The 15,944-nt window shown below is 70.0% G+C and carries 9 protein-coding genes; 5 read left to right on the forward strand and 4 right to left on the reverse strand.

Translation table 11 applies throughout. The features are described from left to right. The first annotated feature begins 64 nt into the window (after positions 1-64). A complete protein-coding gene (locus tag ACZ4WS_RS41710; protein ID WP_467988481.1) occupies positions 65-1,792 on the forward strand; it encodes a serine/threonine-protein kinase in 1,728 nt (575 codons plus the stop codon). Positions 1,793-1,849: 57 nt separating this feature from the next. Here the strand turns inward: ACZ4WS_RS41710 and ACZ4WS_RS41715 are convergent, their stop codons facing one another. After that, positions 1,850-6,790: an NAD-glutamate dehydrogenase gene (locus ACZ4WS_RS41715; protein WP_467988483.1), complete on the reverse strand. Its 4,941-nt coding sequence runs from the start codon at positions 6,788-6,790 to the stop codon at positions 1,850-1,852. Positions 6,791-7,375: 585 nt separating this feature from the next. On the opposite strand from ACZ4WS_RS41715, the gene ACZ4WS_RS41720 reads away from it, so the two are divergent. Continuing rightward, on the forward strand, positions 7,376-7,942 hold the full coding sequence (locus ACZ4WS_RS41720) for a DJ-1/PfpI family protein (protein WP_467988485.1): 567 nt from the start codon (positions 7,376-7,378) through the stop codon (positions 7,940-7,942). 305 nt (positions 7,943-8,247) lie between these two features. On the opposite strand, the gene ACZ4WS_RS41725 is transcribed toward ACZ4WS_RS41720, so the two are convergent. Then, the gene (locus ACZ4WS_RS41725) at positions 8,248-8,913 is read right to left on the reverse strand and encodes an HAD family hydrolase (protein WP_467988487.1); all 666 of its coding nucleotides are present in this window, start codon (positions 8,911-8,913) and stop codon (positions 8,248-8,250) included. Between the two features lie 127 nt (positions 8,914-9,040). Further along, positions 9,041-9,556 carry a DUF6912 family protein gene (locus ACZ4WS_RS41730; RefSeq protein ID WP_467988489.1) on the reverse strand — a complete coding sequence of 172 codons (516 nt, stop codon included), beginning with the start codon at positions 9,554-9,556 and terminating at the stop codon, positions 9,041-9,043. A gap of 323 nt (positions 9,557-9,879) precedes the next feature. Here ACZ4WS_RS41730 and ACZ4WS_RS41735 point away from each other — a divergent pair, with 323 nt between their 5' ends. After that, a complete protein-coding gene (locus tag ACZ4WS_RS41735) occupies positions 9,880-10,620 on the forward strand; it encodes an Rv3235 family protein (protein WP_467988491.1) in 741 nt (246 codons plus the stop codon). Between the two features lie 174 nt (positions 10,621-10,794). Here the strand turns inward: ACZ4WS_RS41735 and secA are convergent, their stop codons facing one another. Beyond that, on the reverse strand, positions 10,795-13,635 hold the full coding sequence (gene secA / locus ACZ4WS_RS41740) for a preprotein translocase subunit SecA (RefSeq protein WP_467988493.1): 2,841 nt from the start codon (positions 13,633-13,635) through the stop codon (positions 10,795-10,797). A gap of 244 nt (positions 13,636-13,879) precedes the next feature. Here secA and ACZ4WS_RS41745 point away from each other — a divergent pair, with 244 nt between their 5' ends. After that, positions 13,880-14,455, forward strand: a complete 576-nt coding sequence (locus ACZ4WS_RS41745) for a GNAT family N-acetyltransferase (protein WP_467988495.1) — start codon at positions 13,880-13,882, stop codon at positions 14,453-14,455. 269 nt (positions 14,456-14,724) lie between these two features. After that, positions 14,725-15,915 carry a winged helix-turn-helix domain-containing protein gene (locus ACZ4WS_RS41750; protein WP_467988497.1) on the forward strand — a complete coding sequence of 397 codons (1,191 nt, stop codon included), beginning with the start codon at positions 14,725-14,727 and terminating at the stop codon, positions 15,913-15,915. The last annotated feature ends 29 nt before the right edge of the window (positions 15,916-15,944 follow it).

Genomic DNA, 15,944 nt, shown 5'->3' on the forward strand with positions numbered 1-15,944 from the left:
CTCGGCCGGCAGCTCGGCCCCGCGCGATACGCTCCCCCGGCACCGACAGAGCGGGGGGAAACCTATGCCGGGCGCGGTACCGAAGCCGCTGCGAGCCGAGGATCCACGGGAGATCGCGGGGTACCCGCTGCACGCGCGGATCGGCCAGGGCGGCATGGGCACCGTCTACCTCTCGCGCACCCGGGACGGCCGACGCGTCGCGCTGAAGCTGGTGCGCCGCGAGTACGCGGACGACCCGGCCTTCCGTGAGCGCTTCGCTCGCGAGGTGGCCGCCACCCAGCGGGTCTCCGGCCACCACCTGATCCCGGTCGTCGACCACGACGCGACCGGCGAGCGACCGTGGCTCGCCACCCGGTACGTGCCCGGCGTCCCCCTCGACGAGGCCCTCAAGGCCCACGGACCCCTTCCCGACCCCACCGTGCTCCAGCTGCTCGCCTGCACGGCGTCCGCCCTGCACGCCGTCCACACGGCGGGGGTGATCCACCGCGATGTGAAGCCCGGCAACCTGCTGCTGGCCGCCGACGGCCCCTGGCTGCTCGACTTCGGCATCGCGCGGGCCGCGGGCGCCACCACCCTGACCACCGTCGGCCGCCTGATCGGCACCGCGCGCTACATGTCCCCCGAGCACGCCCGCGGCCGCCCGGTCACCTCCGCGTCCGATGTCTTCGCCCTCGGCCTGATCGCGGCGGTCGCGGCCACCGGACGCCACCCGTACGGCGACGGCGGCGCCATCACCATCGCCGCACAGATCGCCAACACGGCCCATCGCCCGCCCCAACTGGACGCCTACGGCGACCAGTTGCGCCCCGTCCTCGAACGCTGTCTCACGGCCGACCCCGCCCAGCGCATCGGCACGGAGGAACTGGCCGCGCTGTGCCAGGAGTTGGCTGGGCGTGGCCTGAGCGACTTCAACGGCTGGCTGCCCGCTCCGCTGACCGCGGAGATCGCGCGGCGCGAGCAGGCGGCGCAGAACCCGCCGCAGCCGACGGCCCCGCAGATGCCGTCCGCGCCTCCCGCGACCCCTCCGCCGTCCACCGGTTTCGGCCCGTCGGCGCCCGCTCCCGCTCCGTCTACGGGCTACGGCCCGCCAACCTCCGATCCCCACACGTACAACCTCGCCCCGGCGCCCGCCGCTCCCCCGCGCCGCCGTGGCCGTGCGGCCCTGATCGCCGCCGCCCTCGTCGTCGCCGTCGGCGCGGGCGCGGGTACGGCCGTGTGGCTGCTGGGCAAGGACAAGGGCGACACCGGCAACGAGTCCAAGAACCAGGGTGGCCCGACGAGTTCGACGCCCACTCAGTCCAAGGGGCAGCAAGGCGGCGCCGGTTCGACGTCTTCGGATCCGACCGGCTCGGGCCGGGCGACGGCGAACGCCACGTACAGCGTCCTCTTCGAGGACAAGCCGCTCACGCTGCTCCGGCCCAGCGGTGGGCTCGACTCGACGTACGTCGATCTCGACGGGCCCAAGGTCGATCCGACCAACTACATGGACAGCGAGGTCCAGGACCTCCACTCCGACAACCGGACGCTCTACTTCGACCGCCCGATGGGCAAGTCGGCGGGCACCACCCCCGAGGAGTGCCGGGCAGGGGCCGAGCAGAACCCCTTCACCTCGTCGCTGAGCGGCTCCGTCATCAACAAGGACCAGTCGATCGTCAAGGGCGACCACCTCTGCATGGTCACCGGTGACGGCAACCTCGCCATGTGGACGATCACCGAGGTCGACCGCCCGGACGACACCGGCTACCTCCCCGACATCACGGGCACGGTCACCCTCTGGGACATCAAGAACTGAGAAAACGCGGGCGCCCCGAGCCGTTCCCGGCCCGGGGCGCCCCTATGCACGTACCTCTTACGAATGCGTCCGCAGCAGCGTCCGCATCGTCCGCATCGCCACCGACAGATTCGCCAGGTCGAACGAGTCGGAGCCCTTGATCTCGTCCAGGGTGGTGCGGGCCCGGCTCAGGATCGCCGCGTTCTTCTCCTCCCAGGCCTTGAAGCGCTGCTCGGGAGTCGAGGTGCCGTTGCCGACGGCGAGGACGTCGGCGGTGAGCGCCGCGTGGGCCGCGTACAGGTCCTCGCGGATCGACGCGCGGGCCATGGACTGCCAGCGGTCGGCGCGCGGGAGCTCGATGATGCGGTCCATGAGCTGGGTGATGGAGAGGCGGTCGGCGAGGTCGTAGTAGACCTCGGCGACGGCCATCGGGTCCCTGCCCATGCGGTCGGCCACCGCCACGATGTCCAGCGTCGGGAAGGCGGAGGAGAACCCGGCCACGCGGGTGGCGAGTTCGTCCGGGACGCCGGCGCCCGTCAGCTCGTCGTAGATCTGCTGGTACCACTCCAGATCCGCGCCGCGCAGCAGCTTGGGCAGCTGGGACCAGACCTGCTCGACACCGTCACTGAAGAAGGTGATCGTCTCGGCGAGCTGGAGCGGCTGCGGCCGGTTGTTGAGCAGCCAGCGCGTGCCACGCTCGACGAGGCGGCGCGAGTGCAGCCGGATCCGGGTCTGGACGTCGGCGGCGACGACATTGTCGAGCGCCTCCACCGCGTCCCACACCTGGCTCGACTCGAAGATCGCGCGGGCCGCGGTCTGCGCCCGGACGATCTCCTCCAGCGAGGCGCCGGTCTCCTCACGGAGGCGGTGCAGGAAGCTCGTACCGCCCGTGTTGACCGTGTCGTTGACCAGGACGGTCGTCACGATCTCACGACGCAGCGCGTGCGCTTCGATCTGCTCACGGAACTTCTCGCGCAGCGCCGACGGGAAGTACGCGTACAGCAGTCTCTGCAGATACGAGTCGTCGGGCAGCGAGGTGGAGAGCAGCTCGTCGGAGACCGTGATCTTCGTGTACGCGAGCAGGACGGCCGTCTCCGGACCCGTCAGGCCCTGCCCGGAGTTGAGCCGCTCGCGGATCTGCCGCTCGGTGGGCATGAACTCCAGGGCCCGGTCGAGGTGGCCCTCGTGCACCAGGTGGCGGATGAACCGCTGCTGGGCGTGGAGCATGCTCGGGGACTGGGCCAGCGCGTTGGCGATCGCCACGTTCTGCGCGTAGTTGTTGCGCAGCACCAGCTGGCCGACCTCGTCGGTCATCTCGGCGAGCTGCTTGTTGCGCTGCTTGACGGTCAGGTCGCCGTTGGCCACCACCGCGTTGAGCAGGATCTTGATGTTCACCTCATGGTCGGAGGTGTCCACGCCCGCGCTGTTGTCGATGGCGTCCGTGTTGATCTTGCCGCCGTGCTGCGCGCACTCGATCCGGCCGAGCTGGGTCAGACCCAGGTTGCCGCCCTCGCCGACGACCTTGGCCCGCAGGTCGGCACCGTCCACGCGGATCGAGTCGTTGGCCTTGTCGCCGACGTCCGCGTGCGTCTCCGTGGACGCCTTGACGTACGTACCGATGCCGCCGTTCCACAGCAGGTCGACCGGCGCCTTGAGGATCGTCTTCATCAGGTCGGCCGGGGTCATCTTGGCGACACCGGGCTCGATACCGAGGGCCTCGCGGATGTGCGCGTTGATCGGGATGGCCTTGGCGGTACGCGGGAAGACACCGCCACCGGACGAGATCAGCTGACTGTTGTAGTCGGCCCACGACGAGCGCGGCAGCTCGAACAGGCGGCGGCGCTCGGCGTACGAGGTCTCCGCGTCGGGGTGCGGGTCGATGAAGATGTGCCGGTGGTCGAAGGCGGCGACCAGGCGGATGTGCTCGGAGAGCAGCATGCCGTTGCCGAACACGTCACCGGACATGTCGCCGACGCCGACCACGGTGAAGTCCTGCGTCTGGGTGTTCACACCCAGCTCCCGGAAGTGCCGCTTCACGGACTCCCAGGCACCGCGGGCGGTGATGCCCATCTTCTTGTGGTCGTAACCGGCGGAGCCGCCGGAGGCGAAGGCGTCGCCGAGCCAGAAGTTGTACTTCTCCGCGACCCCGTTGGCGATGTCCGAGAACGTCGCGGTGCCCTTGTCCGCGGCGACGACGAGGTAGGTGTCGTCCTCGTCGTGCCGTACGACGTCCGCGGGCGGGACGACCTCACCGGCCACCAGGTTGTCGGTGATGTCGAGCAGCGCGGAGATGAAGGTCTTGTAGCTGCGGATGCCCTCGGCCATCCAGGCGTCGCGGTCCACGGACGGGTCGGGCAGCTGCTTGGCGACGAAGCCGCCCTTGGCGCCGACCGGCACGATGACGGTGTTCTTCACCATCTGCGCCTTGACCAGGCCGAGGATCTCCGTACGGAAGTCCTCCTTCCGGTCGGACCAGCGCAGGCCGCCTCGCGCGACCTTGCCGAACCGCAGGTGCACGCCCTCGACGCGCGGCGAGTACACCCAGATCTCGTACGCCGGTCGCGGCGCCGGAAGGTCCGGGATGGCCGTCGGGTCGAACTTCATGGAGACGTATTCGTGCCACTTGGCACCCAGCGCCTCCTGGAAGAAGTTCGTGCGCAGGGTCGCCTTGATGAGGTTGAGGAAGGACCGCAGGATCCGGTCCTCGTCCAGCGACGCGACCTGGTCGAGGGCGGCTTCCAGCTCCTCCAGCAGGGCGTCGGTCAGCTCCAGACCGGCGCGCTGGCGGTCCGGCGACATCCGCGCCTCGAACAGCGACACAAGGAGCCGGGTGGTGTGGACGTTGTTGCGGAGGGTGTCCTCCATGTAGTCCTGGCTGAAGGTGGAACCGGCCTGGCGCAGGTACTTCGCGTACGCGCGCAGCACCATCGCCTGCCGCCAGGTCAGCCCGGCGCTCAGCACGAGGGCGTTGAAGCCGTCGTTCTCGGCCTGCCCGGTCCACGTGGCGGAGAAGGCATCCTGGAACCGCTCGCGGCCGTCGTCGCCGAGGGTGTCGCCGTTGCCGTCCATGGACTTGGGCAGGCGCAGCCCGAAGTCGTAGATCCAAGCGGTCGTACGGTCCGAGCAGCGCAGCTCGTACGGGCGCTCGTCGGTGACCTCGACGCCCATGCGGTTCAGGGCGGGCAGCACCGCGGAGAGCGAGACCTGCTCGCCGGTGCGGTAGATCTTGAAACGGCGCTCGCCGGGCGCGGCACCCACCGGCTCGTACAGGCTGAGCGCGAAGTCCTTGCTCTTGTCGCGCGTCAGCGCTTCGAGGTGGACCAGGTCGGCGACGGCGGCCCGCGGGTTGTGGTCGGCCTTGTAGCCCTCGGGGAAGGCGTTGCCGTACCGGCGCAGCAGTTCGGCGGCGCGCTCCTCGCCGCACTCGGCGTTCAGCGCCTCGGCGAAGCCGTCGGCCCAGGAACGGGCGGCCTCGACGAGCCGCGCCTCGATACGGTCCTTGTCGGCGTCGGACAGCTGCGCCAGCTCGGTGCCCGGCGCGACCCGGACCACGAAGTGCAGCCGGGACAGGATCGACTCGGTGTTCCAGGCCGTGAAGTCGACGCTGGTGCCGTTCAGCTCTTCCTTGAGGACGTCGATGATCCGCAGGCGCACGCCGGTCGTGTAGCGGTCGCGCGGGAGGTAGACGAGGGCCGAGTAGTAGCGGCCGTACTCCTCCTGGCGCAGGTAGAGCCGCAGCCGGCGCCGCTCCTGGAGGTACAGGACAGAGGTGACGATGGAGCGCAGCTCGTCGGCGGGCGTCTGGAAGAGCTCGTCGCGGGGGTACGTCTCCAGGATCTGGAGGAGGTCGCGCCCGTCGTGGCTGTTGGGCGAGAACCCGGCGCCCTTGAGGACCTCTTCGACCTTCCGGCGGACGACGGGAACGCGCCGCACGGACTCGGTGTACGCGGCGGAGGAGAACAGCCCGAGGAAGCGCCGCTCCCCGATGACGTTCCCGTGCTCGTCGAACTTCTTGACCCCGACGTAGTCGAGGTAGGACGGCCGGTGCACGGTCGCCCGGCTGTTGGCCTTGGTCAGCACCAGCAGCTTGTGCTCGCGGGCCTTGGCCCGGGCGTCGGCGGGCAGCCGCTCGAAGGACGGGCTGACCGGGTGGCTGTCCTCGCCGGCGTGGTGCGGGTCGGAGCGCAGGATGCCGAGTCCGGTGCCGGGCACGGCGGCGAGCGAGTCGTCGTCGCGCAGCTCGTACTCCCGGAATCCCAGGAAGGTGAAGTGGTCGTCCGCGAGCCAGCGCAGCAGCTCACGGGCCTCCTCGACCTCCTGGTCGCGCAGGTCGTCCGCGGCCGGCTCCTTGGGGAGCTCCTCCGCAATACGCAGCGCGGAGTCGCGCATCTTCTCCCAGTCCTCGACGGCCTCACGGACGTCGGACAGGACGCGCAGCAGATCGGCGGTGATCTGCTTCAGATCGGCGCGGTCGGTCTCGCGGTCGATCTCGACGTGGATCCAGGACTCGATGTGGGCGTCGTGCGGAAGCTCGTCCGGGGTGGGCCGACCGGGCAGCACCTCGATGAGCTTGCCGGTGAGATCACGCCGTACGACGAACTGCGGGTGGATGACGACATGAATCCCGCGCCCCTGCCGTGACAGCTCATTGGTCACGGAGTCGACGAGGAAGGGCATGTCATCGGTGACCACCTCGACGACGGAGTGGCTGCACATCCAGCCGTTCTCCTCGACGGACGGGGTGTGGACCCGCACGTTGGCCTTGCCCTGCGGGCGGTTCTCGGCCAGTCGGTAGTGGGAGAAGGCGGCTCCGAAGACATCGACCGGGTCGCGGTCGGTGAGGTCCTCCGGGGCGGTGTGCAGGTAGTAGCGCTGGAGGAACGCGAGCACGGTGTCCTTGTCAGGGGTGCCCTCGCCCGTGGTCCCAGTCGGTAGGTGCCCCCCGACCGGGCTGTTCTCAGCTACCCGGGCGGCCCTCTCGAGCAGCTCGGCCTTGGCTTCGTCCAGCTTGGTCTGCATTGTCCTCTGGCTCCTGTCGCGCGCCGTTGCGTGACGTTGAAGGAAATTCGGTCTCTTCTCCGACGTAACGCCGTGACGCGGGGTGTCCGGTCTGGTCCGACGCTATGCCGCATGGAGAGATGAGCGGGGGGTTATCGGCCATTTTCGGCGCCCCTGGAGACTGTGACGCTGCTCTCGGCGACGTCCGTTCCGGGGGTGTCCTCCACGTACGGAGTGCGCTTGCCGCGTTCGCCGTCCCGTCCCGCCCGCGAAGATCAGCGACCGCCGCCCGGTCACGGATGTCGTCCGTGCTCACCGGGCGCAGGGCAGGGGCGACGATGCCCCCGCGAGATATCGCGCTGATCACGCCACAAGGCTATCGCCCCCTACCCGGGGCCCGTCATGAGCCGTATGTGTACAAAACCGGGGGGTGAACTTTGACAGTCTGCACAGGGACGAAAGGGACGAGGACGTGCAGTCCCGGCCGGGAGTGGGGATGCTGGATACCCGACGAGCGCACGGCCCCTTGGCAAGAACCCCCGCCCGAGGCACGTTGACCTGGACGGCCAACGCAGGCGCGAAAACGGCTGACGGGAGCGCAGTGACATGACAGCGAAGATCCTGATGGTCACCGGCGACGCGGCGGAATCGCTGGAGGTCCTGTACCCCTACCAGCGCCTCCGCGAGGAGGGCTACGAGGTCCACATCGCGGCCCCCACCCGCAAGAAGCTCCAGTTCGTGGTTCACGACTTCGAACCCGGCTTCGACACGTACACCGAGAAGCCCGGCTACACCTGGCCCGCGGACCTCGCGTTCGCGGACGTCGACCCCGGCCAGTACGCCGCCCTCGTCATCCCCGGCGGCCGAGCCCCGGAGTACCTCCGCAACGACCCCGAACTCCGCAAGATCCTCAAGTCCTTCTTCGACACGGACAAGCCGGTGGCCCAGATCTGCCACGGCCCCCTCCTGACGGCAGCGGTCGACGCCCTGCGCGGGCGCCGCGTCACGGCGTACCCGGCCCTGGAACTGGACATGCAGGCGGCCGGCGCGACCTTCCAGGACGCGGAGGCCGTGGTGGACGGCACCCTCGTCTCCGCCCGCGCCTGGCCGGACCACTCCAGCTGGATGCGCGAGTTCCTCACGGTGTTGCGCGCGAAGGCGCCGGTGACCTGACGCCGGTGACCTGACCCACGCGAGCGGCGACTGCCCCTCCGACGAGGCCTGGCCGGCACCACACAGCCCGTCCGGCGTTTGAGGACGAGGCCGTTCAGGCCGATGGCGGGGGTCTGGGGGCGCAGCCCTCAGGGACGATGGGGCCCCCAGCTCGAGCGAAGCCGAGAGTGCGGGGGGCATGAGGGCAAGGGCAGAGGGGGCGAAACCTTGGGCCGGCACCCGCTGCCGGCACGAGGCAAGCGCCGGTGAGCGCCGGTGAGCGCCGGTGAGCGCAGCCCACCCCGCCGCCACACCCCCGGTCAGGGTCACGCCGCCAACCGCTCGGCCTCCTCGACCGCCTCCTGCAGGCTGTCCACCACGGGCACGCCCACCTCCTCCAGGCTGGCGCGGCTGTGGGAACCCCCGGTGTAGAGGACCGCCTGCGCACCCACGTGCCGGGCGGCGACCGCGTCGTCGGCCGCGTCACCGATCACCACCACGCGGGACGGCTGCACACCGCTGAGCGCGCCCACGTGCCGCACCATGTGCTCGGCCTTGCTGCCGCCGGAGGGCCCGGTCCGCCCGTCGACGCGTATGAAGTGCGGCTCGATTCCGAACCCCCGCACCAGCGGGACCAGTTCGTCATGCCCGTACATACTCAGGATCGACTGACTGCGCCCCGCCGAACCCCACTCGGCGAGCAGCACCGGCACGCCCGCGGTGAGCTCGCACGCTATGCGGTGCTCCACGTAGTACCGGTGGAAGGTCTCGTCCATGACCTGCCACTCGGCATCCGTCGGCAGCCGCCCCATCAACCGCTCGTAGAACTTCGGCACCGGCACGCAATAAAGCGCCCTGTACCGCTCCAGCGTGATCGGCTCGAGCCCCAGCTCGGCGAACGCCGCGTTCGTCGCCCCGATGATCGCGTCATTGTCGTGGAACAGCGTCCCGTTCCAGTCCCACACAATGTGCGCAGCTCCGTGCTTCCCCATGCCAAGAACGTACCCGCCCCCACTGACAACGGCCCCCTCGCCTGGGGGGCCGTGGATGCCGAGGGCCGTGGATGCCGGGGGACGGCAGGCGGGCGCGTCAGTCCCACCGGGAGACGGCAGGCGGGCGTCAGTCCCCCAGCCCCACCAGGTTGGGGATCTCCTGCGTAGCGAACCACAGCAGCTCGTGATCCTCGGCCCCGTCCACAATGAACTGGGCGTCGTCGTCGCCGTGGTCGGCCGCCCCCAGCGCCTCCACGGCAGCGGCGACATCCGCCTCCGCGTCGGCCGAGTCGACGTGCACGGCGGCAGCCTTGGCCAGGGCCATGGCCCCGGAAACCCGCACCTCACCGAGCGCCGCGGGGTCGAGGCCCCGGTCGGGATCGGCGGCAGCGGTCCGGTCCGGGACGTCGACCGCGACGACGACCCGTCGCCGCACAGCCCCCGGCTCGACCGCGAGCAGCCGCAGCGAGGCCAGCGCGGCACGGTTCAGCGCCGCGTACTCGAGTTCCTCGATGTCGTCGGAGAGATACCACTCCCGCAACGCGGGCGTGACGGCGTACGCGACGAACGGTCCCGCCCCCAGCTCTCCCGTCTTGTACGCCTCGGCGAGACCGGAGAGGGTCAGGGGGACGTAGACGCGCATGGCTGTCCGCTTTCGTTAGTCGGAGGGCTCCGAGAAGGGCGGTCCCGCGCCTCCCGGGAGGGCCTTCAGGATACGTGCGGGCGTCCCCTTTCGAGTCCCCGGCCGCACCCTGTACGCCGTCCACCCCGGGCCACGGATTCACCCGGTACACCCCATCCCCGCCAAGGCTCCCCCTCATCCCGGCCACCCTGATAGGTGAACTTTCCGGCCGCCCCGGCGCGCGGCCGGCGTCCTTGCGAAGGCTCACTCCCGCCTCGTACAAGATCCCCAACACGAAAGTTACCGCCCGGTATTACCCGGGCCGGACCGAGCGGGGACCCCACATGAACAAGGTGATGACCAGGACGAAGCGCCACCCGGGCAGCCACCCACCCGGCCGCCAGGACACCCGCCGCCCCGGCAGCACCCCGCCGCGCACCCCGGGCGGCCCCCGCACTTCCCCAGCTGTCAGCCCGCCGTCCACGCCCCCGGGCGAGGGCGCATCCCTCCCGACACCGACCGCCACCCGCCGCCCACGGACGGCCCCGACCGGGACGCGCCCGGCGGCTGCACCGGGTGGCGTCCGCCCGTCGACGACACCGGGAGGAGGCCATCCATCGGCGACACCAGGAGGAGGCCGCCCGTCGACGAACCCGGGTGGCGTCCGCCCGTCCTCGACCCCGGGCGGCGCAGCCCCGCCCCTCAACGCCGCCCACGTCGAAGCCCCCCACGGGCCCGCTCCCCGGCCCCGTCCCACCGACCTCTTCGCCGACCGCCTCCTGGCCGTACTGAGCGGTCAGCGCCCCGTCCACTGCATGCTGCGTCACACCGCGGGCCGCGCCTACGACGAACTGGCCTGGCTCGCCGAGCGGGGCCCGCTGCGCACCCGCGGCACCCGCCCGGTCGTCCGCGACATCGGCTACTACGTCCCGCGCGCCGGCGCGATCGAGGCCTTCGCCCGCATCGGCGCCGGCGAGCAGGTCCGCGCCATGGCCTTCCGCCTGGAACGGGGCCCCGACCTCCGCTGGCGCTGCACGGCCGTGGAACTGGGCGGCCCCCGCATGCCCCACGCAGCCGACGACTGAGCCCCGCCGCGTCCCCGGCACCCTCGGCCCACCGCACACAATGCGGCCAGGCAACGCGAAGGGCCGGGCACCCGAAGGTGCCCGGCCCTCTCAAGCCGCTCTCAAGCCGCTCCAAACGTCCGTAACCGTCCCGGCCCGGCGGCAGCCTGCGCTACCGCCCGCCCGCGGCGACCGTCACTTCTTGCGCCGACGCACGCCCTTCTGCTGCTTGCGGCGCTCCGCGCGCGTGAGGCCGTCCGCCTCGGAGCGCACGGGCTCGTCGTCGTCGCTGGTGAAGTCGCCCTCGACGATGCCGCCCTCGCCGTCCACGGTCGGCGCCGAGAAGTGCAGCCGGTCCGGGCGCTGCGGGGCGTCGAGCCCCTTGGCACGGATCTCCGGGCGCGCACCCGCCGGGACGACGTCCTCCTTGTCCAGGGAAGGCGCGGCGTCCTCGACCGGGACCTCCTCGACCTGCTGCTCGACCTGGACCTCCAGGTTGAACAGGTAGCCGACGGACTCCTCCTTGATGCCGTCCATCATGGCGGTGAACATGTCGAAGCCCTCGCGCTGGTACTCGACCAGCGGGTCCTTCTGCGCCATGGCGCGCAGGCCGATGCCCTCCTGGAGGTAGTCCATCTCGTAGAGGTGCTCGCGCCACTTGCGGTCCAGGACCGACAGCACGACCCGGCGCTCCAGCTCACGCATGATCTCGGAGCCGAGCTGCTCCTCGCGGGCCGCGTACTGCTCGTGGATGTCGTCCTTGATGGACTCGGAGATGAACTCGGCGGTCAGACCGGCACGGTCGCCAGCCGCCTCCTCCAGCTCCTCGACGGTGACCTTCACCGGGTAGAGCTGCTTGAAGGCGCCCCACAGCCGGTCCAGGTCCCACTCCTCGGCGAAGCCCTCGGCGGTCTCGGCCTCGATGTAGGCGTCGATCGTGTCGTCCATGAAGTGCTGGATCTGCTCCTGCAGGTCCTCGCCCTCCAGGACGCGGCGGCGCTCGCCGTAGATGACCTCGCGCTGCCGGTTGAGGACCTCGTCGTACTTCAGGACGTTCTTACGGGTCTCGAAGTTCTGCTGCTCGACCTGCGACTGGGCGGACGCGATCGCGCGCGTGACCATCTTGTTCTCGATCGGCACGTCGTCCGGCACGTTCGCCATCGACATGACGCGCTCGACCATCTGAGCCTTGAACAGGCGCATCAGGTCGTCGCCGAGGGACAGGTAGAAGCGGGACTCGCCCGGGTCGCCCTGACGGCCGGAGCGGCCGCGCAGCTGGTTGTCGATACGGCGCGACTCGTGGCGCTCGGTGCCGAGGACGTAGAGCCCGCCGAGCTCCTTGACCTCCTCGAACTCGGCCTTGACCGCCTTTTCGGCCCTCTCCAGAGCAGCCGGCAGGGCATGGGCCCACTCCTCGATGTGATCCTCGGGGTCGAGGCCGCGCTGGCGCAGCTCCGCCTCGGCGAGGTCGTCGGGGTTGCCGCCGAGCTTGATGTCGGTACCACGGCCGGCCATGTTGGTGGCGACGGTCACGGCGCCCTTGCGGCCGGCCTGAGCGATGATCGGCGCCTCACGGTCGTGCTGCTTCGCGTTCAGCACCTCGTGCTGGATGCCCCGCTTGGAGAGCTGCTGCGAGAGGTACTCGGACTTCTCGACCGACGTCGTACCGACGAGGATCGGCTGGCCCTTCTCGTGCTTCTCGGCGATGTCGTCGACGACTGCCTCGAACTTCGCGACCTCGGTGCGGTAGATCAGGTCGGACTGGTCCTTGCGGACCATCGGCCGGTTGGTCGGGATCGGGACGACGCCGAGCTTGTAGATCTGGTGGAACTCGGCGGCCTCGGTCATCGCCGTACCGGTCATGCCGGAGAGGCCGGGCAGTTCCTTGCCGTCCTGGTCGTGGCGCTTGTAGAGGCGGAAGAAGTTCTGCAGGGTGATCGTGGCGAGCGTCTGATTCTCGTCCTTGATATCCACCCCTTCCTTCGCCTCGATCGCCTGGTGCATGCCCTCGTTGTAGCGGCGGCCGGCGAGGATACGGCCGGTGTGCTCGTCGACGATCATGACTTCGCCGTCGATGACGACGTAGTCCTTGTCCTTCTTGAAGAGTTCCTTGGCCTTGATCGCGTTGTTCAGGTACCCGACGAGCGGCGTGTTCACCGACTCATACAGATTGTCGATACCCAGCCAGTCCTCGACCTTGGAGACGCCGGGCTCGTGGATGGCGACGGTGCGCTTCTTCTCGTCGACCTCGTAGTCCCCGGTCTCCTCGATGCCCTTGAGGGAGTTGCCCGCCTCGCCCTTCTTCAGGCGAGTGACCAGCTTGGCGAAGTCGCCGTACCACTTGGTGGCCTGGTCGGCCGGGCCGGAGATGATCAACGGCGTACGGGCCTCGTCGACGAGGATCGAGTCGACCTCGTCGACGATCGCGAAGTTGTGGCCGCGCTGCACCAGTTCGTCCTGCGACCACGCCATGTTGTCGCGCAGGTAGTCGAAGCCGAACTCGTTGTTCGTGCCGTACGTGATGTCGCACGCGTACTGCTCGCGGCGCTGGGCCGGCGTCATGTTGGCGAGGATGCAGCCGACGCTCAGACCCAGGAACTTGTGGACGCGACCCATCATCTCGGAGTCGCGCTCGGCCAGGTAGTCGTTGACCGTGATGAGGTGAACGCCGCCTCCGGAGAGGGCGTTCAGATACGCGGGCAGGGTGCCGACGAGCGTCTTGCCCTCACCGGTCTTCATCTCGGCGACGTAGCCGAGGTGGAGCGCGGCGCCGCCCATCATCTGCACGTCGTAATGGCGCTGGCCAAGGACGCGCTTGGCCGCCTCACGGACGGTGGCGAACGCTTCGGGCAGCAGGTCGTCGAGGCTTTCGCCGTCGGCGTACCGCTGCTTGTACTCATCGGTGAGGGCCCGCAGCTCGGCGTCGGAGAGGTCGACGAAGTCCTCTTCGATGGAGGCGACCTGGTCCGCGATGCGGTGCAGCTTGCGCAGGATCTTGCCTTCGCCTGCACGCATGATCTTCGAGAGGACGGACACGGGGGTTTGTCTCCTTGCCGGTCGGGCCTGGGACGGTCGGTTTCAATGGCAGATTCAAATCACAGCTTGAGCAACGGCCATCGTAAGCGAGGACCCCACCGCGCCGGGAGGTCTGCCAGTGACAGCCACTAGGACAACGGACAGGCGTTGCGGAAGGTGCCGCGTCCATGCTGCGAAAAGTAGTGGGACACTCACCCACAGCAAACAAATGGCGCCCTTCCGCTCGTCCGAGCAGAATCGGCCGATGGACCCCGTCACGCTGACCACCGACCGTCTCCTCCTGCGCGCCGTGGGCTCGCACGACACCGACGCCGTGTACGACGCCGTTCAGGACCCCGACATCCAGCGCTGGACCACGATCCCCTCGCCCTATCTGCGCGAGCATGCGACGGGGTTCACGGACCAGATGGTGCCCGACGGCTGGGCGGACGGCTCCATGTTCACCTTCGGTGTCTTCCTCCCCTCCGGGGAGCTGGTGGGCATGCTCGGCATCACCATGCGCTCCCTCGGCGTCGGCGAGGTCGGCTTCTGGGCGGCGAAGGAGCACCGCGGCAACGGCTACATCACCGAAGCCACCGTCGCGGCCTCCCGCTGGGCGTTCACGGACCTGTCCATCGACCGCGTCGAATGGCGCGCCGAGGTCGGCAACACCGGCTCCCGCGCCGTCGCCGAACGCGCCGGCTTCACCCTGGAAGGCACCCTCCGCTCCGCCATCAACAACAAGGGCGTACGCCGAGACTGCTGGGTGGCTTCCTTGCTCCCGTCGGACCTGGGCCTGCCGTCGACGGCACCGTACTTGCCGGCACCGTCGCACCTGTAACAGCTGTGGGCTCTTCTCTTTCGGCCCGTCCGGCGTTTGAGGACGAGGCCGTCCAGGCCGATAGGGGGTCTGGGGGGCGGAGCCCCCAGGGACGATGCGGGTCCCCCCGCTCGAACGAAGCCGAGAGTGGGGGAGGGTAGGGGCGGAGGGGGCGAAACAACCCGACGCCGCCACCAACTCCGGGCGCTCATGAAACGGACGTGCCCTCGCTCCGACCCCAAACCCCCAGGCCAGCCCCCGTTGTCAGTGGCACCGCCTACCTTGTGGGCATGACGAGTCTCCCGCGTCCCACCGCCGAACTCTCCGCCGACGAGGCCCGCCGCATCGCCCTGCGGGCCCAGGGCTTCCTGGGCGCCCCGGACCGCAGGACCGGCGTACGCGGAGTCCTGCGGCACCTGGGCGCGGTCCAGCTCGACACGATCTCGGTCCTCGCCCGCTCCCACGAACTGATCCCGTACGCCCGCCTGGGCGCGGTGGGCCGCAAGACGGTGGACCAGGCGTACTGGACGCCGGGTTCCGGTGGCGCGCCGCACGCCTTCGAATACTGGTCCCACGCGGCCTGCATCCTCCCCGTGGAGGAGTGGCCCCACTTCGCCTTCCGCCGCCGCGCCTACCGTGCCCGCCCGCACTGGAACCACGCCCTGCCGGACGGCACTTACGACCAGGTCGTCAAGCAGCTCCGCACCGAAGGCCCGCTCACGGCCACGGATTTGGGCGGCGCGAAGAAGACCAGCGAATGGTGGGACTGGTCGGGCACCAAGGTCGCCGTCGAGCGCGCGCTGATGTACGGCGAGGTGGTGTGCACGGAGCGCCGCGGCTGGAAGCGGGTGTACGACCTCGCCGAGCGCGCCATCCCCGACTCCCTGCTCCACGACCAGCTGGACGACACGGAGTGCCTGCGCCGCCTCGTCCGCCTCGCGGGCCAGTCCCTGGGCGTCGGCACCCGCGCGGACATCGCCGACTACCACCGCCTGAAGGGCGAACAGGTCGACGCGGTGATCGCGGACTCGGGCCTGGTCCCGGTGACGGTGGAGGGCTGGGGCAAGCCCGCGTGGGCCGACCCGGAGGCTCTGGAGACGGCCCCGCGCGGCCGCCACCGTACGACGCTGCTGTCGCCGTTCGACTCACTCATCTGGGAGCGGGCCCGCACTGAGCGGATCTTCGGCTTCACCCACCGCCTGGAGGCGTACACACCCAAGCCGAAGCGGGTGTACGGCTATTTCGCGATGCCGGTCCTCGCCGGCGGCCACCTCGTCGGCCGTGTGGACCCGGCCCGCGAGGGCCGCACCCTGGTCGCCAAGCAGGTCACCCTGGACGGCGCCAAGGCCGTCCCCGCGGTGGCCCAGGCCCTGGTGGAGGCCGCGAGCTGGGTGGACTGCACGGACGTACGCGTGGAGCGCGTGGACGCCCCGGAACTGCGCGAGCCGCTGACGAGAGAACTGGCCCACGCCCTCGCATGACCCCGGGCCGCCTGCCACGGGCCACCGGA

This window comes from Streptomyces sp. NPDC029292 (assembly GCF_055569295.1).